Here is a 26560-nt window from a genome sequence, read left to right as displayed (position 1 = left end):
TCTTCTATATTAGCCACAAGTCTTTCTATACTTAGCAGAAAAGAAAAGACTTTATTCATATACTAAAAAACACTTGAATAGACGTTAAAGAAGAAGGTGGACAAGAGGGAACACGACACACCAATTTTACCCCCTCATTGGACAGCTCATTCAACGATCTATTTATTGACCTTTTAACTACTATCCAATGAAGAAGATACTTCTTGCTTTAGCAATAACTCCACTTTTTGTATTGATTGCTGCTTTTAAGCCAACCTCTACCATTGTACAATTTGAATCTGCCAACTGGGAAAGTTCTAAATCTAGAGCAATAGCCGAAGGGAAATTGTATTTTGTTGATTTTGATGCTAGTTATTGTGCTACGTGTCGCAATATGGACGAAAGCACGTATATGAGCGAGCGTTTAGCCAACTATATTAGCAAAAATGTTGTAGCAGTACGTGTTGATGTACAAGACTTTGATGGTGTTATGTGGTCGCAACAGTACGAAGTAGAAGCATTGCCTACCATGCTTATATTCAATGAGCAAGGTGAGTTAGTAAAACGTTTGGTTGGTTACAAAAATGCAGATGATTTACTTGAAGAGTTTTCTCAGTTAAGAACGGTAAAACCAGCACCTGTTCCTCCTGTTAACACAGCTCCAAAGCCTGCTCCTATTGCTGCTGATAAACCAATGTCTAAAACAAATTCTCCTACGAACCCAACTCAAATAGGAACAATAACAACCAACAATTATCCAAACCAAGCAGAAAAACCAGTTTCTTCTGGGCTAGGCTTATATGAAGTAGCTGTTCGCAAACAGGAATCTAGAGGTTATGGGGTGCAAGTTGGCGTGTTCAGCACTTACGAAACTGTCTTGGCTCAAGCAAGTACTTTCAAGCGTAAATACAGCAAAAAAACATTAATTCATATTGATGAATACAATGGGTCTATCGTTTATAAGTTGGTATTGGGTGCCTTTAATTCTAAAAGAGATGCCGCTTACTTTAGAAACGATTTAAGAAGAGATAATATCGATGGCTTGGTCAAAGATTTAAGCCTTATGAAATAAGGAAAAAGACAACCTTTTGCTTTTTTCGAGCATTAGACTTGCTTTATCCCTCGAATGTGCTAATTTTGAGCTCTGGAAATAGACGTTACGCTACTAGATTGTAGGAATAACGCCGAACAAATAATTTCTGTTCTATTTATTTTCAAGGTTCTTAATTTGCACATTTTTTTTTAAAATTTTTGCCTCTATCATGCACACCTTAATTCGTAACATCAAAACACTTCTATTAGCTAACAATCAGGCTCCTAAACTTGTCCAAGGTGCTGACATGAAAACTCTCCCGCAACTAAACAATGCTTTTGTTTTGGTGGAAGAAGAGCAGATTGTAGACTGGGGATCAATGGACAATTGCCCAACATTTAGTCCAGACCAAACTATTGATGCTACAGGAGCTTTTGTTTTGCCAACTTGGTGCGACTCTCATACTCACTTGGTTTTTGCAGCTACTAGAGAAGGTGAATTTATTGATAAAATACAAGGCGTCTCTTATGAAGAGATTGCCCGTAAGGGAGGAGGTATTTTAAATTCTGCCCAACGTTTACAAACTACTCCTCACGAAGTCTTATTAGAATCAGCTTACCAACGCTTGATGGAGGTAAAAAATTATGGTACTGGTGCTATAGAAATCAAAAGTGGTTATGGTCTCACAGTGGATGCTGAGCTAAAAATGCTTCGAGTTATCCGAGATTTAAAGTCTAAGACCAAAATGCCTATCAAAGCTACCTTTTTAGGGGCTCATGCTTTGCCGTTGGCTTACAAGGAAAATAGAGCGGGTTATCTTGATTTGATTGTTCATAAAATGTTGCCTCAAATTGCAGATGAAGGACTAGCCGATTATATTGACGTTTTTTGTGAAAAAGTAGCTTTTTCTGTCGCAGAAACAGAACAAATCATGGAGGCAGGAGCCAAATATGGCTTAAAGCCTAAAATTCACACCAATCAATTTAATTGTATGGGTGGCATTCAAGCTTCGATAGCTCACAAGGCCATTTCTGTAGATCATTTGGAAGTAATCAATGACGAAGAGATTGCTTGTCTTTTGGCATCGGATACAATGGCAACACTACTCCCTTCAGCACCTTTCTTTATCAACGATCACTATCCACAGGCTCGAAAAATGATAGATGCAGGCATGGCTGTTGCACTGGCAAGTGATTACAACCCTGGTTCTACTCCTTCTGGCAAAATTCCTTTTGTCTTGTCATTAGCTTGTATCAAAATGAAAATGCTCCCTGAGGAAGCTATTCATGCCGCTACTCTCAATGGAGCTTATGCAATGGAAGAGTCGCACCGCTTAGGAACCATCAGCAAAGGTAAATTAGCTAACTTAATTATTACCAAACCTATGAATTCAATTGCTTATATGCCTTATGCTTTTGGTTCGGACTGGATTGATAAAGTAATGATTGCGGGCTCATTATAATATGTAGTCGCTTTTAACAATAGTTCGTTGAAAAACTTTATTAGTTTGATAATCAGTAAGTTGCGATTTTATTGCGATTTATGTTAAAATTTTGATTATCAAACTAATATAAATGTGCTTTTTTATCTTTTGGGTAAAAAAGTAAAAAAGCAACGAACTACTATTTTAAGTAATCGTTCAGAAAAAACTATATAAAAAACAACCTTCTTTTTGCGCTACTCTTCATCGAAACATCTTGCTTTAGCCCGTTAAATTTAGTAGAGGTTTCCTTCCATTGAAAGAAACCTCACTAAAACTATTAAAACGTCTATTTACACTTCTTTATTTCTGTTATTGGTTCCTTAAGGAATCTAAAACAAATTCAATATTTTTTTATTACTAGATTTGCTTGCAATAGCCTTGGCGTCATCTCCTGATCGATAAGCGCTATAACCTCTTGAAATTTTATGCTGCACATCTGCTCCTTGCTCAATTAGATACTTGGAAGCATCATACTTGCCTGCAATAATAGCCTCATGTAACGGGATAAATCCATAGTCTTCTGGCAAATTGATAGAGGCGCCTCCTTTTTCTATTAATAATTTTAAGACATCTACATTTCCTGAACGAGCACCTACGTGCAATGCCGTAAAACCATCGCTATCTTGGTGATCAAATTCCTGTTTATAATTAGGGTAATCAGCAATTAATTTATCAACAATCATGGTAGTAATTTCGGGCGATATTTCGCACGCATCTCGAAGGGCTTTTTGGTTGGAACCAGATTTGGCTTGTGCCAAATTAACATTGTTTTCTATTAAAATTTTAGCAATTTTTACATGTTCCATATATTCATTATCAAAAGCCAAAATACGAGGTCCTTTGTTGTATAAACTATTAATACAAAGCATCAACGCATTAAAATTACTTCCTTGAACGGCGTTTACATCCGCACCATATTTTAACAACAATGCTACCATATCAGCCGTGTGTTCTTCTCCTCGATCATTTCTAGCTACCGATAATAAAATAGACGTTTTATGTTGATCATCTTGCATTGCTGGATCGCCTCCTTTTTGCAAGTATTTCTCAACAATAGACAGTCGATTACTCAAAGCGGCTTCTCTAATTTCGGCAATTGTAAAAGTTGTTTTTTCAACATCTAGGAAAGGAACAATTTGAGTTCTAGATTTATCTTTTGCAATCTCCAAAGCCGTGGTGCCTTTTGGATAGCCTAATTTTTCGGCAGTAGAAGCTTGCTTAAAATCAACACCTTGCTCTTCAAAAAACTTGAACATAGCTAGATGATCTTGCGTTGCTACCAAATGATGTAAAACCGTCCAACCTGCTCCATCTTTAGTATGGACATCAAGCCCCTCTATTTGTTTGAAAAAGAATTTTAAGCCATCTAGACGACCGCTTGTTGCAATGGCATGAAGTGCTACTTCTCCCTTTTTGTTTGAGATCGTAGGATCAGCGCCCCCCTTTAATAGTGCTTTTAACAAACGAGGTTCTCCGATTCTAGCAGCAATTATCAAAGCAGTATCTCCATTATCATCCTGTCTATCCAATTGAGAAGCACCTTTTAAAATAGCCAAAGCACTGTCGATCGCATTGTAATAATCCATTTGACCTTGTGGCCCCCAAGATTGTTTGGCACAATATTTTTGATCTTTTAATGGGAACGAGCGTTCCTCTTTATTGACATGATAAGTAAATAACCCATTGTTCAATTTGTATTGAACAAAACGATCTCCGTTGTGCCCCTCCGAGTACCAATGATCAATCCTAGCACTCAATACCATTTCCAAAGCCAACATCAACGGCGTTTGACCAATCTCATTTTGAGCATTCAAATCAATGCCTTGTTTTATCAATTTATTTATCTTTGTCTTGCTCTTTTGACGAACAGCTTCTAATAATTCTTGTTCTAACATGTTTATTTTTTCTGAACGATTACGTAATTGGTTTATTTTGTGGAGTAGGCTGTTGCTGTCTTTAATTGCCTCCTCAATTCATCTCGAGTAATTATGCGTACCTTTTCATGATAACTTAGAGCATAACGCAAATTTCCACCTTGGTCTAAGTGTATCCATGGGAAAGGATATTTTCCACCTCCAACAGAGCCACGGGGAGCTGTATTAAAGACAAATGCCTCTTTGAGATTATTTTTCAGAAAGACCAAACGTTCCAAACCTGCCAACATCCACATTCCCTCCAACTCACTATCAGGAACAGCACCGTAAAAATTAAACTCCCCTGTTAATTTCTCTAAAGTTGAATTCATGACGATAGGATTCATTTTCTCATCTAAAGAAATGACTAAGTTATTTAAAAAGAAGAAAGGAGCACGATTGGGAACATCTATCCCACCATTTACATAAGGCACACCAATAAAGCTTTTTCCCAATAAAGACTCTAACTCTTTTTTGAAGCTCTTTTTTAAAGAATGAACAGTAAGGTTTAAATCCGCATCAACAAGCATTAGTTTGTCATTGAGCAATACCAAATGCTCCTTGTCAATAGCGTAAATTAACAAGCGCTTTCCTCTTGCATCTCCAGCTTTAATTTTAAATGCACTTAATTTATCTTTTTTCTGTGTTTTGAACGATTGTATATCGATTCCTTTGCTTGTTAAAACAACCGACCAACCCTTGCCTGTATACTCTTGCAAAACCGTGTTTCCCATTAAGCCTGTTTTGCTGTCTAGTTTTTCTAACTTTTCAAAATTTTTATTGGTTTTAATTAAGCCTTTTTTAGTATAAATATGATAAAGTCCGTCTTGAACACTCATACCAACAGGATCAAAACCTTCTACTTGTTCCCAAGCACCACTTTTTAAATCGTAATACTCAATAGGTTGTTTTTTGCCATAGTGTGAAGGCATTTTAAAGAATCGTTCTTCTGCTGCATCGTATTGATATGGTTCACCTTGTGTTGGCAGCAGGGTTGACATTGATTCTAAAAAATTAGGCGACCATTTTCCTACTCGGTTCATTCGATATGGAATAGCACTCTCCCAATGATACCAGTTTCTATCCTTGATTGTATACCCGTAACCTGCACTTTCATACATTAAAGCATTACTGTCCCAAAATTTTGTAGGAATCAAAACAACTCCTGCTAAGCGATAATCGGAGAAACTATCCACTCGAACTACCCATAAAGGGCAGCCCTCTATTACATTAAAAGAATTGGCTCTTGAAATAACTTTATACGTATCACTCGTTTCGTCATAAATATCCTTACTAAGTTCAAAACTAGGAATATTTCTAAAACTAAATTCATCAGGATTTTGAGATTTCTGATACCTCTTAAATGCCATTTCAAATTTATCATCGTGCAAGGAAGTAAGCATTATACCTAAAAATTCCGCTGCACTACAATCCATTTTTCCATCTTTGGTATGTTCATAGTACACTGCATCTATATCGATGCCAACACAAGCCCATTCGTCAAAATCAAACTGTTCTAAAAACCGCTCTAGTTCTTCATTATGCTGGTTATAATGTTGGCAAAGTTCCCAAACTTCTTTTTTGGTTAAAATTGTTTTTTTGCTTGAATGCGCCTCATACAAAGAGACATTATACATTTCCGCAGACATATTTCTGTGTTTTAAATTACAATCTATTGATTATTGGAATGTCTTAAATTACAGTATTCTCAAGCAATAAAAAAGTCAAAAAAAACATTTTTTAAGGAATTCCAAAACCCAACAAAAGCACACAAACATCTATTTATCAACACATAAAAAACAACAAAAAACAAGACATTCAAATTCTAATTGAAGCTCCTTTCATCACAAAAATTTCTGAACCCTCTGCTAAAAAAACAGAATCAGGTGCAGAATTAATAAAATCAAACTGTTTTCCATAAATCGATGAGAAGTCCCCTTTTATTTCAAAGTTGTCAACTTCATAAAAATCCCATGTAGGGTGTCCTACTTCGTACTGTGCGGTTTGTTTTTTGTCAATTTGAGTATATCCCCAATAATGCTCTGTTATAAATTCTACTTCACTATTAGGCTCTATTGGTAACAACTGGTTTATTGCTTCTGCTTTCATTTTGTACCAAGATTGATTCTTTTGGATGTGATACTCTACCGTTAATTTATCCTTTTCGATCGAAATATGGTGATCCATCTTAAGCGTTTCGTAATGCTCCCCGTAAACCGTATTGGCTACTAAAGTAATCATCCTTTTAGGAACAATTTCTTTAATAAAAACAACTCCTCGACGCCATTCTCCTTGATGTTGATACTTGACATAAAAGCGTAAATTTACCTCTTCAAAATTTCTATGAAACGGGATTGGCATACCCAGTACTTTGGTATTCAAAAACATAAACCCCACCAAACTCAAATGGAGCTTGCCATTCCAATAATCCAATTCTGTTCCTGCTGGCAAATAAGGCAACAGAAAATCTGGCTCTACTAAATAATTAGCCATTATTAACTTTCTCCATTCTGCTGTCAAAAATTTCATGTTTATTGTTTTTATATAGTAGCTATACTTTGAACGCTGAAATAGTATTAATATAAGTAATCGCTCAGACAAAATGAAAATAAATCTAGGCACAAAGAACGGAACTTAATGTTTAACTTTATGGTCTAGAATATTGTTGTAGATAAAGAACTCATCTAAAGCTATCAAAATTTTACTACTCTAGATATGGCAAACAAAAACCAACCACTTGCAGAACGAATGCGCCCACAATCGCTAGAAGATTATATCAGCCAAAAACATTTGGTTGGAGACAGTGGAGCCTTAACAAAAGTCATTCAGATTGGTCGTATTCCATCCTTAATTCTTTGGGGACCTCCCGGTACTGGAAAAACAACCTTGGCAAATATTATCGCCAGTAGTTCAGGACGTGTTTTCTATAGTCTATCTGCCATTAATGCAGGTGTCAAAGAAGTGCGAGAAGTCATCAAAAAAGCCGAAGGACATCATGGATTATTTAGTCCTCAGCAACGCCCTTTGTTGTTTATTGATGAAATTCATCGATTCAGTAAATCTCAACAAGATGCTTTGTTAGGAGCTGTGGAAAAAGGAATTATTACATTGATTGGAGCAACAACAGAAAATCCTAGCTTTGAAGTTATTCCTGCTCTTTTGTCTCGTTGCCAAGTATATATTTTGAATAGTTTGGACAAGCAAGACTTGGTTCAACTGCTTGAAAATGCAATTCAAAAAGACCCTGTTCTATCCGAAAAAGAGATTGTTCTAAAAGAAGTCGATGCACTCTTACGGTTTTCGGGAGGAGATGCCCGAAAATTACTCAATGTTTTTGAATTGATTTGTACTTCTGAAGAAGCTCCAAAAGTAATTGTCACCAATGCTCTAGTGCAATCTAAAGTACAACAAAATATTGTTCGATACGACAAAACAGGCGAACAACACTATGATATCGTTTCTGCATTTATAAAATCTATTAGAGGGTCTGACCCCAATGCTGCGGTTTATTGGTTGGCAAGAATGATTGAGGGTGGAGAAGATGTCAAATTTATTGCTAGAAGAATGTTAATTGCTGCATCAGAAGATATCGGCAATGCTAATCCAACAGCACTAGTTATTGCAAATAATACCTTTCAAGCAGTAACCACTATTGGCTATCCCGAAAGTAGGATTATACTGTCTCAATGTGCTACTTATTTGGCTGCTTCTCCCAAGAGCAATGCGTCTTATATGGCAATTAATAATGCCCAACGTTTGGTAAAACAAACGGGAGATTTATCGGTTCCGCTACACTTGCGCAATGCGCCAACAAAGCTCATGAAACAATTGGATTACGGCAAAGAATATCAATATGCACACGATTATCCTGGTAATTTTGTCGACCAAGAATACCTACCTAAGGAAATTGAAAATACCAAATTGTATGAACCAGGTCATAATCAGCGAGAAAAAGGTATGCGCAATTATTTAAAGCATTTCTGGAAAGAAAAATATAATTACTAGCGCTATTGATATCCACTTAGTCCACTTATTTTTCCGATAAAAATATTAACACAAAATATGAGAATTATACTACAACGTGTCAAAGAGGCATCTGTTACAATAGAAGAAAAAATCAATGCTCAAATTGGGCAAGGCTTGCTTTTGTTATTAGGAATAGAACAAGAAGATGGTCAAGAAGATATTGATTGGTTGAGCAAAAAAGTCTTAGACATGCGCATTTTTAGTGATGAAGAAGGCAAAATGAATCGCTCTATAAGTGATCTTAATGGTGACATTCTAGTCGTCAGCCAATTTACACTTCATGCCAATATCAAAAAAGGTACTCGCCCTTCATTTATCAAAGCTGCTAGACCCGAAATAGCCATTCCTCTCTATGAGAATTTTGTAACAACCATAGAAAAAAAACTAGGAAAAACAGTCGCAACAGGTGTATTTGGTGCCGATATGCAAGTAGCTCTTGTTAATGATGGTCCAGTTACCATTATTATGGATTCTAAAAATAAAAACTACTAATTTCTTCTTCTATTTTAGCGTTCTACATACCATTCATTGAATAAAACTCGCCGTTCATTGAAAAAATTAAATAGAACTAAACATTATGGCTCTTTTTTGGTCTTGTTTGTGTTCAAAAATAAATAACTAAACTTGTCGAGTGGATCGATGTTAGTAACACGTGCTATTTAGACAAGAGTACATATAGTACGAACTATAGAGTATAACAAGCAACTAAGAAAGTAAAAAACAAGTATAACAAATCATGGATTCAATTACACAAGCGACACTTGGTGCAGCGATGGGACATGCCGTTTTGGGAGAAAAAATGGGTAATAAAGCTATTTTGGTAGGTGCAATTGCTGGTACGATTCCAGACTTAGATATATTTTCAAGGCTATTTCTAGATCATCAAGTCTATGGATTGGTTTATCATAGAGGGATTACCCATTCCATTATTTTTACGCTGGTGGCTTCACCAATATTTGCTTGGCTTAGTTTGCAGTATTACAAACAAGGCTGGCACAAAAGCGCCATGACTCAAAAAGTTTTAACAACTTGGTGGTTGCTTTTTTATGGAGTCATTGTTGCTGCCTTGTCTTACTTGACCTATTCTACCCAAAGTCTAGTAGCAGGTGGGTTGGTAGGTATTTTTGCTTTAGGTTTTATTCCATTGATTAATAGTTTAAAATATAACTACGAACATCGGGCATCCATTCAATATGATCCTTCTCTAAGAAACTGGACATTAATGTTCTTTCTTGCCTTTTTAACCCATTGGATTATTGATGCTTGTACCGCCTATGGCACTCAAATTTTTGAGCCTTTTTCTCGTTATAGGGTAGCCTTCAACAACATTTCAATTCTTGACCCGCTTTATACTGTTCCTATGATTATTGGCTTAGTAGGCGTCTTTTTTGCTAAGAAATATACCAAGCAGCGCTTTTGGAATTATCTTGGCATTTCTATAGCAACACTGTACATGGCTAGCACCTTTTATGGCAAATCTATCATGAATAAAGTCGTTGCAAACAGCCTTCAGGAGCAAGGAATTGAATACACAGAATACATTACTTATCCTACCATTTTAAATACGGTTCTTTGGCAAACAACAGTCGCTACAGATGATGCCTATTATTACGGAACCTATTCGCTATTGGATAAGCAGCCTACTATTGAGTTCATCAAACTTCCCAAAAATCACACTCTGATTGACAAATATCAAGGTGAAGAATATTTAAACATTTTACTTTGGTTTGCGAATGGTTATTATAACTTGATTGAACAACCCGACGGTAGCATTACGTTTAATAACCTTCGTTTTGGTATGATGGGCGTTCCTGAAGATAGTACTATTCCACTGGAAGATCGTTATATTTTTCGTTTTATTCTCACCGAAAAAGATGGTCATTTTGACGTACAAGAAGATAGAGATGTGGAACGCATCAAAGTTGGTGAAATGGCTCAGACACTTTGGAATCGCATAAAAGGCAAATAAAACCATGGAAGAACTGAAAGCAGTTATTCAACAACTTGTTCCCTTAAATGCTGTAGAATGGCAAGCACTAACTGCTTTATTTCGCCTTGAGCAATGGAAAAAAAATTCTTATTTTGCTCAAGAAGGACGTTATGCTAGGCGTTTTGCATTCGTACAGTCTGGCACTTTGCGGGCGTTTTATAGAAATGCTAAGGGAGAGGAATACAATAAGACATTTTTTACGTCTAGGCACTTTGTTGGAGCTTTCTCCTCTTTGATTAGCAAAGACATTAATCTTATTAACATCCAATGCCTTACACCCTGCGAACTCTTCGTTGCCGAGTATCGTTCGTTTACCAATTTGTTTGAACAGTATCCCAATATAGAACGCATTGCCAGACTCCTAGCAGAACAGTTTTTTATCCGAAAAGAAAAGCGAGAAATTGAATTGGTCATGCTAGAAGCGAAGGAACGTTATGCGATTTTTCAAGAAGAACACCCTTACTTAGAACAACAAATACCTCAATATCACATTGCTTCCTATTTGGGAATTAGCGCCACTCAGCTTAGTAGAATTAGAGGCGAACGAAAGTTGAAATAATGATATCTTTTGGCTTTTTTCTTTACCTATGTAAATGTTTTTGACTTAAGATTAGTAGAATTTTGTGTTGTTAGTTATATGCTTTAAAGACAACAAACAATACGAATTATGAAATTAAGTGGAAACAAAATTTTGATTACAGGCGCAACAGCTGGCATTGGCTTGGCTTTATTAAAAGCTTTTTTAAAAAACGACAATCAGATTATTGCTCTTGGAAGAAACGAAGCGCAATTAAAAGCATTGGCACAAAAAGATGCTCGAATAAGCCCTTTTGCTGGTGACCTTAGTTCTCAGGAATGCCTAGAGGAATTGGTTTTATTTATAGAACAAAAACACCCAGACTTAAACATTTTAATTAATAATGCAGGAATGCAGTACAATTATCACTTCTTAAAAGAAGCACACCTGCCAAGTAAAATCACCCAAGAAATTAATGTGAACTTCATCGCTCCTATTCAATTAATTGCATTATTATTACCTACTTTAGAACAAAATGAAAATGCTGCTATTATAAATGTATCGTCTGGTTTGGCCTTGGCACCAAAAAAAATGGCTCCTGTCTACTGTGGTACAAAAGCAGGAATCCACATCTTTTCGCAAGCCCTACGTTACCAATTAGATACCATAAAGGTTTTTGAAATCATTCCTCCTTTAGTAGATACGGCAATGACAGCAGGTCGAGGTAAAGGAAAAATTAGTCCGCAGCAACTCGCACAAGAATTTATGCAAGCCTTTCAAAAAGATGTTTTTGAAATCAATATAGGAAAGGTAAAATGGTTGAAAGTAATACAACGAATTAGCCCTTCTTTCGCTGCCAAAATCATGAAAGGAAACTAGGTTCGCCTACTTTACTATCTATACTAAAATTTAAAATACCTTTCGTACAAAAAAAGCACTACTCCCTGTAAAGGAATAGTGCTCTATAAAACTATATTCAGTTATATTTAGGATAGTTCCTATTTTGTTACAACAACTTTTTTCGTCGTGTGCTGTGTTCCTGTTTGAAGGACAACAAAGTAAACACCACTTGCTTGATTTGTAAGTTCTACTGGTATGCTAAACGAAGCATCTGAGTAAGTATACTCTCTTAATACTTGCCCCAATACATTGGTCAAACGCACCGTTGCTGTCTTAGCCTCTGTAAAGGATACTTGTACTTGGAACGTTCCTGCATTAGGATTTGGAATAACATCAAAAGTAGATAGATTTGGAATTTGATTCAAACCAACGATATTGATCGTTACAGATGCAACCGTTGTACAACCATTGGCATCCGTAATTGTCACATCGTAAGTTCCGTTATTAACCAATCCAGTTGCTGTTGCGGTTGTTTGGTTGTTTGCCGCAGCATCCCACTGATACGTGTATCCCGCTGTTCCACCTGTCCCTGCTGCTGTTGCAGAACCATCTCCATTATCAACGACTGTTCCAGAAAGTGCCGTTGTTGGTTCAGTCATAGTTACACTAGTAGACGTATTACAACCATTCGCATCTGTAATGCTGACAGTATAGGCATTCGCTGCCAAACCCGTTGCAGTTACCCCTACTTGTCCATCACTCCATATCGCCGTAGTTGCCCCTGTACCACCTGTTGTAGTAACGCTAGCAATACCATCTGCTCCTCCATTACAAGAAACCGCATTATTGACAGTAGCCGTGGCGACTAGTGCTGTTGGTTCACTCACGATTACAGCTACGTCCGTACTACAACCATTGGCATCTGTAATTGTCACAGTGTAAGCATTGGCAGACAAGTTGCTAGCTACAGAGCCTGTTTGTCCATTACTCCATGCATAAGTCAATGCTCCAGTTCCACCTGTTGCGGTGGCTGTAATTTCTCCATCAGATGCTCCATTACAACTGATTTGTGCTCCGTTATAATTACTAGAAACGGATACATTCGATGAAATTAAACTTGGATTGGTTAATGTTGCTGTTGTTGTGGTCGTACAGTTATTACCATCTGTAATTGAAACCGTGTAAGTACCGCTTGACAAAGCCGTAAATGAGCCTGTAAACTGATTGCCAGATCCAATATTGTAATTATAAGGTGCTGTTCCTCCTGTTCCCCCTACGGTAATACTTCCATCTGAACTACCATTACAAGTAGGATCCGTTGTATTCGACACGGCTCCCGTTAGAGCACTGGTGGGTTCTGTGATAGTAACAGGAACTGTTGTTGTACAGTTATTGCCATCGATCACTGTGATGGTATAATTATTGGCAACAAGCCCACTAAATAAACCAGATACCTGACTCCCAGAACCAATATTATAAGAATAGGCTGGTGTTCCTCCTACTGTCGAAATTTCAGCCATTCCAGTTGCTCCTCCAAAACAAGCAACATCTGAACTTGAACTCAACGAAGCTGTTAAGGCAGCAGGTTCGCCAATAGAAACACCTACTGTTGCTGAACAAGAAGCATTATCTGTAATTGTAATGGTATAAGTTCCTTGACTCAATCCCGCAAAAGTACCAGATGCTTGGCTTCCTGCACCTATATTGTAAGAATAGGCTGGCGTTCCTCCAGAAGCTGTCACCGTGACACCTCCATCATTCCCACCATTACAACTAACATCTGTTGTAGCCGCAATCGCTCCTGTCAAGTTACAAGATACAGCAGCTTGAATGTTGATGTTATCCACATAAACATGTTGTCCGTAACCTGATAAATTCAAAAAGGCAACTCGTACATGACTAGCACCATCGTAAGCACTCAAATCAACTGTTTCTGTGCGCCACTGTGCCGCTGTTGGTACAAAAACACTGGTTGCATCTGGTGCCGTTGCCAAATCACTTCCTCCTTTTAAATAAACAGGCGTATAGGATGTTCCACAATCCGAATTAATAGCAACAATCAAGGTATCGCTATAGGTAGCATCATAACGAGCATAGGCGACGTCAAAAGTCAATGATGTTCCTGTTTGACCGGTTAAATCCAAGGTAGGAACAAAGAACCAATCGTATTGACCTGCAAAATTAGCCGAATAATTATCCATATGCATGCATCCAACATCAACGGCTGTTCCAAAACCATTCACAGAGTTATCATAATCCCAAACATTACCATCTCCGTTTTGATCTAATAAAATAATATCCGTAGGAACAGCGCCTCCTCCAAATGCTTCTGCATAAGGCAATGCGCTTGTTGCTCTATATTGGCTCACAACAGACGTTTCATCGTTATTAGGATCTGCATCGGTCCCTGCATTAGGGTTACTAGTAAAGGCACGGAATGTAAAAATAGCTCCCCCTGCTGGAATATTAACTAGAGGCAAACTTACTGTTTCTGTAGCACCTGCTGCTAAAGATCCTGTCCAAGCAAATGTGCCTATTGTTCCTGTGTTAACTTGATAATTAATGGTTACCGATGTTAAGGTTGTTGTGCCAAAGTTCTCTAAAACCACCTCTGGGACAAAAGGATCGTCACAAATTGTCGTACTATCAACAGGGTTGGTAATACTTGAAATTCCTGCATCCAAACCATTGGCTACTGTTCCTGCTTGAATGTTGATATTATCGACAAACATACGTTGCCCATAACCTGATAAATTCAAAAAGGCAACTCGTACATGGCTAGCACCATCGTAAGCACTCAAGTCAACGGTTTCTGTGCGCCATTGTGCTGCCGTAGGAGTAAAAATAGTTGTCGCATCTGGTGCGGTTGCCAAATCACTTCCTCCTTTAAAATAAACAGGTGTATACGATGTTCCACAATCTGAGTTAATAGCAACAATCAAGGTATCGCTATAGGTAGCGTCATAACGAGCATAAGCGACATCAAAGGTCAATGATGTTCCTGTTTGACCTGTTAAATCCAAGGTGGGCACAAAAAACCAATCGTATTGACCTGCAAAGTTAGCCGCAAAATTATCCATTGCCATGCACCCTGTTCCTGCTGCTGCTCCAAAACCATTTACGGTCGTATTATGTCCCCACTCGTTTCCATCTCCATTTTGATCTAGTATAATAATATCGGTTGGTAGTGCTCCCCCGCCAAATGCTTCTGCATAAGGCAATGCGCTAGAAGTTCTGTATTGGCTCACAACAGACGTCTCGTCATTGGCAGTATTGCCATCTGTACCACCATTCGGATTACTTGTAAAAGCACGGAAGGTAAACACGGCTCCTCCTGCTGGAATAGCAACCGTTGGTAATGTTACGGTTTGTGTTGCTCCTGTTGCCAAAGATCCGGTCCAAGAAAACGTATTAATTGTTCCAGAGTTAACTTGATAATTAATCGTTGCAGATGTTAAGGTAGTTGTACCAAAGTTTTCCAAAACTACTTCTGGTGCAAAAGGATCGTCACAAATTGTTGTACTGTCAACAGGGTTCGTTATGTTTGAAATTCCTGCATCTAGAGAATTAACAGGCGTACAGGGGAAATAAGTACCCGCTAATGTAGTTATACCGCTATTATTAGGATCTAACCATACTTTTAACTGTCTATTCGCGGCAGCACCATTGGATGTCCAGTGATACGACATTTTACCATAAGCATCTGGACTATTTGGACTTGTACAAAAAGAGCTACCTCCTGTTAAGGTTCCTACAATTAGTCCAGCACTATTAAACAAAGGAGAACCCGAAGAACCACCTTCTGTGACACCATGTCCATTTGTTGTAGCAATCCAAGACAAGCCCCAATGGCTATTCAATCCTGAACCATTCCAACCTGTTGTTGCTGTTGTTGCTGAAAAAGTAGAAACTTTTTTGATGTCACCTGCTGGGTGGTGAATGCCATAACCGCCTGTAGTGGCAGCTGTACTTGCATTCCAACCTGCAAAAAATACATTATAACTAGATGGAATGGCATTGTTGATTTCTAATAGTAAAAAATCTGATCCATTGTTTCCACCACCACCATTACTATGCGCTCGCATGGTACAACCTGTCAAAGATTGATTGGCTAAGGTTCCTTGCGATGATGGACTCGTACATCCTGATGCTTGATAATTAAAGTAAAAAATCCACTGTCCAAAATCAGAAGCAGATGCTATTGATGAGTTCACTCCTTGTGTTCCTAGAGCACAGTGTAGAGCGGTTAAAAAATAGCGATCACAGTTTTGCAAGGCATTATTAACCATAGCTCCAGAACACCAACCCGCATTGCTACCTACTCGCACCAAAATACGCGCCACAGCATCCCGTTGCTGTATCTTTCCATTTCCTTCTGGCGTACAATTCACATTGACTTCGCAAGGATCAGAATCACCAAAATTATCCGCCGACTTGGCAAAACGATACATATTACCAATTCCGTCAATCGTAAATTGCCCTTGTCCAGCTACATTGGAAGGTTCCAAGTATTCTACAATAACATCATCGCTATGGATTGGTCCTAGAGCAAACTTACCACTAACTTGGTTGTTAGCACTCGTAAAACCACCTAAAACTTCTTTTTTGTCAATACTATAAACGTATAATTTTGCTCCTTGGGGAATTCTAAAATTACTAAAATACAAAACCATTCCCTTAGCATCTTTGGCTTGTATACGAGTTCTCCAGATTCGGTCTCCATTCGGATACTTATCCCAAACTCCTTGTGCGCCCAAGGCAATACTAGTTGATTGAATTTTAGTGTTAAACATCAAAACACCTTTTGCATCACGCTCTGTATTTTCATGGTTGATGGTAGCCATATCTAATGCAGGCATTGTTACTAAAGGAATATTTTTATTGAGGTAAAAAGCTGGCGTAAAACTTTTAGGCATAGAGCCATCGTTGATTTGCGCAAAAGCTGTTAAACTACAAATAAAAAACAACGTAGTGAGTAAACTAATTTTTTGCATACACTTTCTGTTTTTGTTTTTGGTTATAAGAATATGTCGATTTTAATTTTTGCATTAACTATCCTTTGCTTTTAGAATGTAAAAGCAAGAGAGATTATTTTTGGAGATAGTTTAAGAACCCAAATCCCCTTCTTTCTCCAAACAATACTGACATTATAGGTAGTAATTTGTTGCTTTTTTATTTTTTTTAACAACAAAAGATTAGCGAATTATTAAGCTAAAACACTCCTATATAAATTAGGAATTTTAGAGTATTGGTTTGTTATTATTTTTTCAGGACAAAAAGCGGATTATGAAAATTATTAAGTAAGTGGTCAGAAAAAATAATAACAACAAATGAGATTATTTTTTTGAACGATTACTTATTGCTGTCTATCTAATAATTTTCTAGCAGTACCTTTCTATGTCCTTAACAAATGCAAAATATCTTATCTGGGAGATATAAAAATCGGTCTGTTGAAATGATTGTCTATTCTTTTATTTTATAATACTCCATTGAAAAAATCAACGTAGTAATGTATTTAATAACAATTGTTAAAAATAACATTTTTTTGCAGTTTCCTCCCATTCCCTATTCAATATTTTTTGCAAAAACGAAAAAAATAGAAAACGACACCAACATTGCTATTCCTTGTGTACCAAGTTAATACTACCTAACATTTAGCACAAGGTAGGTGCAGAGTTATTGGAGCTTCTATTTAAATTAGATTGTTTAGTGCAAAAAACTAAGTTTACACTCTCATGAACGTAGCGAGTAATAATCAACAGAGTATTAATAGTAGTTAGCTGCGCAGCTAACTATTGTATTAAAATATCAGACATGTACTTCAATATTACATCATCTATCTTTTGTAGCGCAAAAATAAACGATTGCGAGAAGCAATTCTAGTCAAAAAAAAGCCTCAACTTTGATTTTCAAAACGAACACTAAACACACAAAAACCTACTAAGCAAATAATTACATATTCAAAAAGTAAATTTTCAACAAAAAACCTATTTCTCTTTCTTGTTTTCCTTTATCTTCTCATCTATGGTATCGTCTTCAACCTCTTCTGAAAATCCTTTTTTCCGTTTAGATTGAGAGTCACGACTAAGCTCGACGGGGGTCAAGTCTAATTCCATCATATTTTCCCATCCAGGATTTAAATTAATTGGCTTCGTGCTAGTAGTCAATTCAGCCTGTCGATTCTCCTCATAACTTCCGACATCCCAACGACCATTTGGCAATGCATCATGAATCACTCGAATTGTATAAGTATCCGTAGGAATGTTTTTATAAATAAAAGTCATTTGAGTAGAGTCCTTTACAATTGCTTCTTGCACTAAATTGCCTTTAGAATCTAACAACTGCACCACATATTGTAGCGTACTATCAGCATTTTTGATAACGGCTGTTACGCTCCCATACTTATCCTCTGGGTTAATCGTATAAATTCTAGATAATGTATCTTGATTCATCAAACCTAAATAATCCGTTACTCCTTCAGGCAAAATCATCAATTTATATCGAGCACCAATTTGCCATTGATACTCTAACTCTAAGTGTTGTTGAATGGCAATAGAAGGTCTGGGAACAGGCAAAAAAGTATCTTGCAACACCTCCTCATAGATTGTATCTAGGCTTATTTCCTCTGTAAGGCTATCGATTATTTCTGTTATTTTCATTTTGACCACGGATAAGCTAGTATCTCTTAATAGTAGAATTTGATTGGTATCTACAGCCACAATTGGTCTTGTGAAATGAAGTTTTAAATTTTCAAAAGGATGCTGTTCAATGGCAAGCGTATCTTGTAATGGAAGCAAGACAACGACAGGACCTTTGCTGCTTTTTCCTTCTGAAGATGCGGGACGTGCTCTTTTTTTATACCATCTCAAATTAGTAGCTGTTTCAAGGTACGCACGACGCTCCTTTGCTTTAACTTCTAGGGTATCTTTCAAGTTTTCAGCTTCATTTTGCAGTACAAACACCCACTTTCCTGTATCGGGCATGGTTCCATCAAACCATAATCTGAAAGTATCTTGTCCTTGTTCTATCCAAGTTTTAAAATCACTAGGAGCATCTAATAATTGAATGCGATTAGGACTTTGAACCTTATTATTTAAAGTCACTTTTAAAGCTCCGTATGCTTCTAGTTTACTACTAAGAACTCTTGTTTCAGCTCGCTCTTGAAACATTCTTAACCGAAACACAGGTTGTATGGTGTCATTAATCTGAAAAGAAGAATCTAAAAACGCAATGGACTCATTATTTTGGTTGTACTTATAATCTCTGTTCTTATCATCCAAAGCAAATATTCTATAACGCCCCTTCTTGAGGTACTCCAATTTAAAATTGCCTCGTGCATCTGTTTTGGTAAAATAGTATGGTTTTTCGGTTTTAGGCACACTGTCAGCTAAATTTTGATACAACATGACCCAAACATCCGCTTTTGGGGCTCTTGTTTCGGCATCAACAATCTGCCCAGAACAAGATAGCGAATCCAACTGAGGCCCAGTAGAAAAAACCATTTTTAGATTGGAGGCACTATTTCCTTCGGTAATATCTTTAATTGCATCACCAAAGTGAATGATATAGGTGGTACTATCTTTTAGAGGCTCCTTCCATTCTACAACAACAGATTTATTTCTAACTTTTATATCTGGTCTTTTTTCTAAAGGAGGAGAAATAACAACTTGTGTGTATGCCGCCTCCAATTTGACCCACTCATCAAAAGTAAGAATAACTTGGTTGTCTCTAAAGTTGGTACTTGGGTTGGGTGTCGAATATTTTTTGGTATGGATTCTAGGGGGCTGCTTATCTTGAGGTCCTCCTTCGGGCGCTCTAGGTTCTGCACAACTGAATACTAAACCTAAAAAACAAATGCTCCACCAATAACCTATAAGAGTTGAATATATTTTGTTCTGCACTGTACGTCGATATTTTTTTTTAACGATACAAAAGACGTGCTTTTTGAGAGAACTGACAATAATTCTACAACACTTTTCTCGAAATTAGTTTAATTATAACACAATTATCAACAATCCTCACAGTTCCTTAAGAAGAAGGAAGCCATATCCTTAGAGAATATGGCTTCTATTTATTTCATGGAAAAAAAATCATTGGTGATTATTAGACATTATCAAGAATTAATTTGTACGGCTAAAAAATAGCATTTTCCAATTTCTCTGCGTTGAAAAAAGACTCAAAGACCTACGAGTATGCTCGTTTTTTTCGCCTTGATAAATTGGAAAATCAATATTTTTATTTCTCATAAAACCAATTCGTGATAATATCTATTTTTTCTTTGCTTCTTTGATTTTTGCATTGATTTTGTCGATCAATTGATTTTGATATTCCATTTCAGAAGCTTGTTTTTCCTTGGCTTCATTTTGTTCTTCTATCACTTTCTGAGATTCGTCAATTGATTTTTGAGCTTTTTCAATGGCTTTCTTCTCTTTTTCTATTCTTCGTTCTTCTTTTTTCTGTGCTCGTTCGATTTTTTTCAACTCCTTATTCATTATCTTCAATTTCTTCTCCTCTATTTTGAGTTGTTCTTTCATTAGTTCTGCATAAACCATCAAATCAAATTGGCGCAAAAATTTCTCAGCAGCAGGATAACGCTCAGGGTGATCTTTGGAGGACAAATAAGTAACCCCCAAATTAAACCAAACGACAAGTTCTGCTCCATCTCCTTTTTGATTGATTTTGGCACGAACGTCAACCATGTTTTCACTCATTTCCTTCAACTCTGCATTGTCCAAAAAATACTCTCCTTGTTTGCGATCATAACTAAGTTTACCTTTGTATTTTTTAGCATAACTTTTCCAATTTTTAGCAATCGTCTTTGCCGAAGCTTTGGGCCAACTAACGACCAAGGCATTTGCAGAACCTTTGCTCATAGAACGAGTTTCTTCTGTTACTTTAAATGTAAATTCTGGTACTTGCGCCAACAAACCAGTTTGGAAAGCCAATAGTGTTACTATAAGTAGTAAATTTTTCATCTTAATATCGTATTTTAAATGTGTGATTTTTATCAAATTTAAGCCTTTTGATCTTAACAACAGGAGCATTTTCTTGCCAAAAGGACTTACATTTTCGCCAAATAGCGTTTATCATTATTTTTTGAAGTGGATTAAAAGAAAGAACATGGTATCCTTTTTCTTCCACCACCTTTGAAGTGTTTTTTATCATAAACAGATTGCCCTACCTGTATTATCAACAGCACGATTCATTAGAATGTTCAACGAGTGATATTTTGAAATACTAAATGAGTATTTATTCTTTTTTACAATCAAAATTCATTAAATTTAATATGGTTATTCGCTATCATTATTTCGTAAAAAAAACGTATCAATTTGATTAATAATAATATATTATTATTACTACTTAATTCCTTAAAGAATTTATAATCAAGCTAAAAACCCACGACCATAAAGTAGCAGCGCAGCTAAGTACTACACTATGTATTAAAGGTTATGCATGTAAAAAGTTATGAGAACAGTTACGATATCTTTTGATTTTTAACACTAGGGAGTAATTTACTCTTCTGCTCTTCTTTTACTGCGTGAGCCTTCGGGTTCTTGATAAAAGAAGCAAACCACGAAGTAGCACCGAAGGTAATCAAGACCCAACACTGCGATTAGATGATTTTTACTGCTTATACAAAATTTACTTACATAATCTTTATTATCTCTTTTTTAAAACACAAAATACAGTTTCTAATCACATACCTATCCTCACTTATTGATTAGAATCAAGCAACAAAATAGACTATTACTTAGAATCATTGTTTTTTCTTGATTGCTCAATATTGTTCTAGCGTCCCACTATTAGAAATAGTATCTCTACTCGTACACCTAATTAATATTTCATAAAAAATAACAGCTCAATGAAAACTTATCTACTTATTCTTTACCTTCTAGCAACTTGCTTACAGTACTTACAAGCACAAAACTATACCGTTTCTACTTATATCGGGGATGATGGAGATTATTGGTCTGGGGCATATATTTATAAATTTTTTAGCCTTGGTACAAATCTTTCTGACGAACAGGATTTGCCTTTCAATTTTGACTTTTATGGGCAATCTGTTAGCAGTTATCGAATTGCACATAGTGGATACATTACTTTTAATACAGCAAGTGCTGCTTCTATTAATTCCAATACGGCATTGCCCAATACTTCAGGTCCCAACAATGCCATTTATGCGCTTTGGGATGACTTTACAACAGCAAGTACTATTTCTACCAAAACCTACGGAACTGCCCCCAATCGAGTTCATCAAATTACTTGGGCAGGATTAAACTATCCTGGTGCAGCGCCTTGGCAAGACGATATAACTGTCAGCCTTAATTTATATGAAAACTGTGGTGATTTTGAAATCGTTGTTATAGATAATAATATCCTTCCCTCTTCCTCCTTCTATCCGATGCTCAATACAACTATTGGCTGTGAAAATGCAACAGGCACCTTAGGTACTCAAATAGCAGGAAGCCCGAACTATATTCCATCTGATCCCAGTTGGGACAAAGCATTGTACGAGGTACATCGTTTTCGTTGGAACGCTCCCATCGTTCATGATGCTTCCTTAATTGGGATTGATATCGACAATCATCTTTCCATAGGAAACCATACCTTAAAAGGTTCTGTAAGAAACGAAGGCGATGCTTCTCTGACTTCTTATGATATTAACTATAGCTTGAATAATGGTCCTACACAAACTGCTTCTATTTCTGGTGTTAATGCCAGTAATTCTCAAAAAAGCTTTTGGACACATACAGTTCCTATTCACATTAGTAGCCCTAATGATCAATATGAATTAAGAGTCTGGGTCAGCAACGTAAATGGTATGCCAGATGAGATGAGTTGCAATAATGTTTTAACCGAATACATCACAGGCATTAACAACAATAGCAGTCCTAAAAAAATACTCCTAGAAGAATTCACAGGTACTTGGTGTGGCTACTGTATTGATGGAGCAGTGATCATGGAAAATTTAGTTGCCCAACATGGTAGTAACTTGATTCCTGTAGCCATTCACGATGGAGACTCTATGGAATTCAACGATGGGCTTCGAACAGCATTTTCTGTAGCTGCTTATCCTTCAGGAATGATTGATCGAAAAAATAGTACTTCTGGTACAACGTATACCCAAGAACCTTCTGGGCGTGGAAGTTGGTCATCCTTAGTATCCAACCAATTAAATAGCTTTACACCTGTTGATGTTGACATACAACACTCTTGGAATCCCAACACAAGAGTTATCAACGCAACCGTTTCTGCTAATTATAGTGATAACTCAGCGGGAGATGCTCGCATTGTATTAATGGTTGTTGAGGATAGCCTAACTGGTCAAGGCAGCGGTTGGAATCAAGCTAATTATTACAATACAACAACTGGTCATCCTTATTATGGAGCGGGTAGTTCGGTTGTTGGTTTTACGCATCGTCATGTATTAAGAGATTATGTAGAAGGTGGCTGCTTTGGTGTGGATGGGGTTATTCCTCATCACGTTAGTGCAGGCAGTAATTATCAACACCAATTTCAATATACCCTCCCTCCCAATATCAATCCCAATAAAGTGACGTTGGTTGCGGCTATTGCCAAATATATGGATACCAATGACGCCATGTATATTGGAGTTAGAGGGCAACGTTATATTTACAATGCTGAACAAACGCATTTAATGACAATGACCAATACAGTTGCTATAGAAGACAACGCCGCTAACGTACTTGTTTATCCTAACCCTACCAATGCTCAAGTAAAAATTGATGTTAACAATTATAATGGCTCAATTATTACAAAAGTATTCAATCTTGCAGGGCAACTTTTAGAAACAAATAGCTCCACAACTATTGACCTTTCTAATTATGCAGCTGGTTTATACTTATTTCAAGTACATTATGAGGATAAGGTTAAGCATATCAGAGTCGAGAAGGTAGATTAAAATTTAGCAATACCAAATGAAAGGACAAAATGAAACAGAATACACTAGGTCTCTTTTGTTTTAACAGTGGTATTTTCAGAACTAAGCTATCATCAATTAGAGAGGCAACTTAAAAAATTAAGTTGCCTCTTCGATTAAATATTTTCTAAGAATAGTTAGCTACACTGCTACTATTCTAATATATGTCATCAACTAGAATAATTTTTCAATAACTTGCTCAATAGAAATACCTTCTGCTTCTGCTTTATAATTACGAACCACACGATGGCGCAATACATATTTTGCAATTGCCTTCACATCTTCGATATCTGGCGAGTATTTACCTGTAATTGCAGCATGACATTTGGCAGCAATAACCAAGCACTGTGATGCACGAGGTCCCGCTCCCCAAGAAACATAATTATTAACAAAATCCGTTGCCAATTCAGTATTGGGGCGAGATTTGTGTACCAAACCTACTGCATATTCCAATACATTGTCAGGAATAGGAATTTGACGCACCAACTGTTGAAAATAAACGATTTCAGCAGCAGTTAACACCGAGTGCACCTCTTGATTGTTGATAGATGTTGTTCCTTTTACAATATTTACCTCTTCTCTATAACTTGGATAATCTAAGAAAATATTGAACATAAAACGGTCTAATTGAGCTTCTGGCAAAGGATAGGTTCCTTCTTGCTCAATTGGGTTTTGTGTGGCTAGTACCAAGAATGGCTTTGGCAATAAGTGGCGATGCCCCGCAACCGTTACACTGCGCTCTTGCATGGCCTCCAACAAAGCTGCTTGTGTTTTAGGGGGCGTACGGTTAATCTCATCGGCCAATAAAATATTGGTAAACAAAGGACCTTTGTGAAAAGAAAAATTTCTTTGTTCATCCATCACCTCTGAACCTGTAATATCTGAAGGCATCAAATCTGGCGTAAACTGAATGCGTTTAAACTCCAAGTCCAAAGCTTTGGAAATTGTATTCACCAATAAGGTCTTAGCCAAACCAGGCACACCTACCAATAAACTATGTCCATCACAAAACAGCGAAATCAGTACAGTTTTGACAACATCTTCTTGACCAACAATTACCTTACCTATTTCTGCTCGTAACTTTTGATACGATTCTGCCAATGCATCAACCGCTTCTACTTCATTCTGAAATTTCATTATTTTTATTTTTACATATATTACAACCTGCAATTCAATAGAATAAAAAAATCTATTTCGTTACTTGCCTTAGCAACAACAGTTTGTAATGCATAAAGTTTATTTTGCTTACTTAATCTTGGTTCAAAATATAAAAAACTTGGGGCAATATCCTCTTTTTGGACTGTTAAAATATGTTTAATACTTCCTCCAATAAACAGAGGGAGAAATATTGACCAACTCTAACCCATCATTTTAACTACAAAAAAAGCTGTATGTTTGGCACACACAGCTTTAATTTTTTTGATTTAGATAACTTAAGGGCGAACACTATTCGCATCAAACCACTTTTTCAACGCCGCAGATGCTCTAGCTTCCTCCAACTGATCTCCTAAATTTTCCATTTTTATTTCTATATAATTATCCGCTATTTTTTTGTCAATCCAATCAACGATATAACGGCCTTTTTTAGATTCTAATGCAGCTGTTCTGATCTTAGAATAATCATCTTGTAGATTGGCTACATGTGGTTCTGTTCGCTTCAACAACTTAACAATTCTAAATTGTTTGTCTCCAGTTCTTGTCTCATATTCAATTACTTTCGTAATATCGCCCTCGTTCAAACCATCAATTGCAAAATAAATAGAAGGTTCCAAATCTCCCAATTCAAAATAAGGTTCTCCAGTCATTGGGTTCATAATTCGTCCAGCTCTTGTTTTGCTGAAATCCTCTTCCGAATACGTTGCAATTCCTTCTGCAAAGGTAATACTATCGCTCAAAATCAAATTGCGAATACTATCCAAATTCTGGTAAGCTTTTTCCCTATCTTCTGTTGTAATATCAGGTCGAATCAAGATGTGTCTGGTGTTAATTGTGTTTCCCAAACGATTGATTAATTGAATAATATGATATCCAAATTCTGATTTAACAACTTCCGAAACTTCATTCGGCTTCAACTGATAAGCTGCCGCTTCAAACTCAGGTACTAGTGTACCTCGGGGTTGCACGCCCAGATCACCTCCCAATGCGGCAGAAGCACGGTCATCAGAATATTTCTTAGCAAGTACAGCAAAGTCAACGCTATCTTCTACAATTTGTAGCATTAGATTGCGTGCCATTTTACGAGCTTTTGCATCTTCAATAGGGTTGATTTTAGGTTTGATTACAATTTCAGCTAACTCTACCTCTGAATTAAAATAAGGCAAACTATCTTTTGGGATATTCTTAAAAAATTCTTTTACCTCTTTGGGCGTAATCGTAATAGAAGACATAATTTGTTGCTGCATGCGTTGTTGTACCAACTGATCTCGCATTTGATCGCGCATAAAATCCTTCATTTCCAAAGGTGTCATCCCATAAAATTCTTTAAATTTTTCAGGATTGTTGTTCATATACGCCAATATTTGGGTTACACGACTGTCTAGTTGAGCCTGAACTTCCATATCTCCCACCACAACACTATCTTGCTCTGCTTCTGCCAACATCAGTGCATTTGCCAATAGTTGATCAAAAACCAACCAACGAGCATCTTTAGGCAAATCAGCTCCTTGACTTTGACTTTCTAACATTTTTAGTTGTGCTTCGACATCCGACTGTAAAATAATATGATTTCCAACTACTCCAATTACTTTATCTACTTGTTGACGTTGTGCTGACACCAATACAGAACCCAAAGCCCACAATAGCACCAATATCCAAATTTTTTTCATTATTATATTTATA

Annotated in this window: 16 protein-coding genes; 8 read left to right on the top strand and 8 right to left on the bottom strand. The window is 36.8% G+C overall.

The window, feature by feature from the left end; genetic code table 11:
* The first annotated feature begins 187 nt into the window (after positions 1 to 187).
* Both QP953_RS02165 and hutI read left to right on the top strand, forming a co-directional pair.
* On the top strand, positions 188 to 1051 hold the full coding sequence (locus QP953_RS02165; RefSeq protein ID WP_052597805.1) for a thioredoxin domain-containing protein: 864 nt from the start codon (positions 188 to 190) through the stop codon (positions 1049 to 1051).
* 190 nt (positions 1052 to 1241) lie between these two features.
* Positions 1242 to 2474 carry an imidazolonepropionase gene (gene hutI, locus QP953_RS02160; protein WP_309553815.1) on the top strand — a complete coding sequence of 411 codons (1233 nt, stop codon included), beginning with the start codon at positions 1242 to 1244 and terminating at the stop codon, positions 2472 to 2474.
* Positions 2475 to 2824: 350 nt separating this feature from the next.
* On the opposite strand, the gene QP953_RS02155 is transcribed toward hutI, so the two are convergent.
* The 3 genes from QP953_RS02155 to QP953_RS02145 form a co-directional block, all read right to left on the bottom strand.
* On the bottom strand, positions 2825 to 4390 hold the full coding sequence (locus QP953_RS02155; protein WP_309553814.1) for an ankyrin repeat domain-containing protein: 1566 nt from the start codon (positions 4388 to 4390) through the stop codon (positions 2825 to 2827).
* 32 nt (positions 4391 to 4422) lie between these two features.
* Positions 4423 to 6057, bottom strand: a complete 1635-nt coding sequence (locus tag QP953_RS02150) for a hypothetical protein (protein ID WP_309553813.1) — start codon at positions 6055 to 6057, stop codon at positions 4423 to 4425.
* A 169-nt stretch (positions 6058 to 6226) separates the two neighbouring features.
* Positions 6227 to 6937, bottom strand: coding sequence for a YqjF family protein (locus QP953_RS02145; RefSeq protein ID WP_052597801.1), 711 nt, complete (start codon positions 6935 to 6937; stop codon positions 6227 to 6229).
* 186 nt (positions 6938 to 7123) lie between these two features.
* Between QP953_RS02145 and QP953_RS02140 the strand changes: the two genes are divergently transcribed.
* From QP953_RS02140 to QP953_RS02120, 5 genes are all read left to right on the top strand, one after another.
* Positions 7124 to 8413 carry a replication-associated recombination protein A gene (locus QP953_RS02140; protein WP_309553812.1) on the top strand — a complete coding sequence of 430 codons (1290 nt, stop codon included), beginning with the start codon at positions 7124 to 7126 and terminating at the stop codon, positions 8411 to 8413.
* A 57-nt stretch (positions 8414 to 8470) separates the two neighbouring features.
* Entirely contained in the window at positions 8471 to 8926 is a 456-nt protein-coding gene (gene dtd / locus QP953_RS02135; RefSeq protein WP_052597799.1) for a D-aminoacyl-tRNA deacylase, read from the top strand.
* Between the two features lie 244 nt (positions 8927 to 9170).
* Positions 9171 to 10403, top strand: a complete 1233-nt coding sequence (locus QP953_RS02130) for a metal-dependent hydrolase (RefSeq protein ID WP_309553811.1) — start codon at positions 9171 to 9173, stop codon at positions 10401 to 10403.
* A gap of 4 nt (positions 10404 to 10407) precedes the next feature.
* Entirely contained in the window at positions 10408 to 10983 is a 576-nt protein-coding gene (locus QP953_RS02125; RefSeq protein ID WP_309553810.1) for a Crp/Fnr family transcriptional regulator, read from the top strand.
* 108 nt (positions 10984 to 11091) lie between these two features.
* The gene (locus QP953_RS02120; RefSeq protein WP_052597796.1) at positions 11092 to 11820 is read left to right on the top strand and encodes an SDR family oxidoreductase; all 729 of its coding nucleotides are present in this window, start codon (positions 11092 to 11094) and stop codon (positions 11818 to 11820) included.
* Positions 11821 to 11939: 119 nt separating this feature from the next.
* On the opposite strand, the gene QP953_RS02115 is transcribed toward QP953_RS02120, so the two are convergent.
* The 3 genes from QP953_RS02115 to QP953_RS02105 all read right to left on the bottom strand — a co-directional run bounded on the left by QP953_RS02115 (position 11940) and on the right by QP953_RS02105 (position 20756).
* Positions 11940 to 16775 (bottom strand): T9SS type A sorting domain-containing protein, encoded by a 4836-nt coding sequence (locus QP953_RS02115; RefSeq protein ID WP_309553809.1) that lies wholly within the window; start codon positions 16773 to 16775, stop codon positions 11940 to 11942.
* 993 nt (positions 16776 to 17768) lie between these two features.
* A complete protein-coding gene (locus QP953_RS02110; RefSeq protein WP_309553808.1) occupies positions 17769 to 19682 on the bottom strand; it encodes an Ig-like domain-containing domain in 1914 nt (637 codons plus the stop codon).
* Between the two features lie 366 nt (positions 19683 to 20048).
* Positions 20049 to 20756 carry a hypothetical protein gene (locus QP953_RS02105; protein WP_309553807.1) on the bottom strand — a complete coding sequence of 236 codons (708 nt, stop codon included), beginning with the start codon at positions 20754 to 20756 and terminating at the stop codon, positions 20049 to 20051.
* Positions 20757 to 21643: 887 nt separating this feature from the next.
* On the opposite strand from QP953_RS02105, the gene QP953_RS02100 reads away from it, so the two are divergent.
* Positions 21644 to 23704 (top strand): Omp28-related outer membrane protein, encoded by a 2061-nt coding sequence (locus QP953_RS02100; protein ID WP_052598160.1) that lies wholly within the window; start codon positions 21644 to 21646, stop codon positions 23702 to 23704.
* Between the two features lie 192 nt (positions 23705 to 23896).
* Here the strand turns inward: QP953_RS02100 and QP953_RS02095 are convergent, their stop codons facing one another.
* A complete protein-coding gene (locus QP953_RS02095; protein WP_052598159.1) occupies positions 23897 to 24859 on the bottom strand; it encodes a MoxR family ATPase in 963 nt (320 codons plus the stop codon).
* 296 nt (positions 24860 to 25155) lie between these two features.
* The gene (locus tag QP953_RS02090; RefSeq protein ID WP_052598158.1) at positions 25156 to 26547 is read right to left on the bottom strand and encodes a peptidylprolyl isomerase; all 1392 of its coding nucleotides are present in this window, start codon (positions 26545 to 26547) and stop codon (positions 25156 to 25158) included.
* Positions 26548 to 26560 lie beyond the last annotated feature (13 nt).

The organism is Aureispira sp. CCB-E (assembly GCF_031326345.1).
GTDB lineage: Bacteria > Bacteroidota > Bacteroidia > Chitinophagales > Saprospiraceae > Aureispira.
This window is presented reverse-complemented; position numbering and strand designations above follow the sequence as displayed.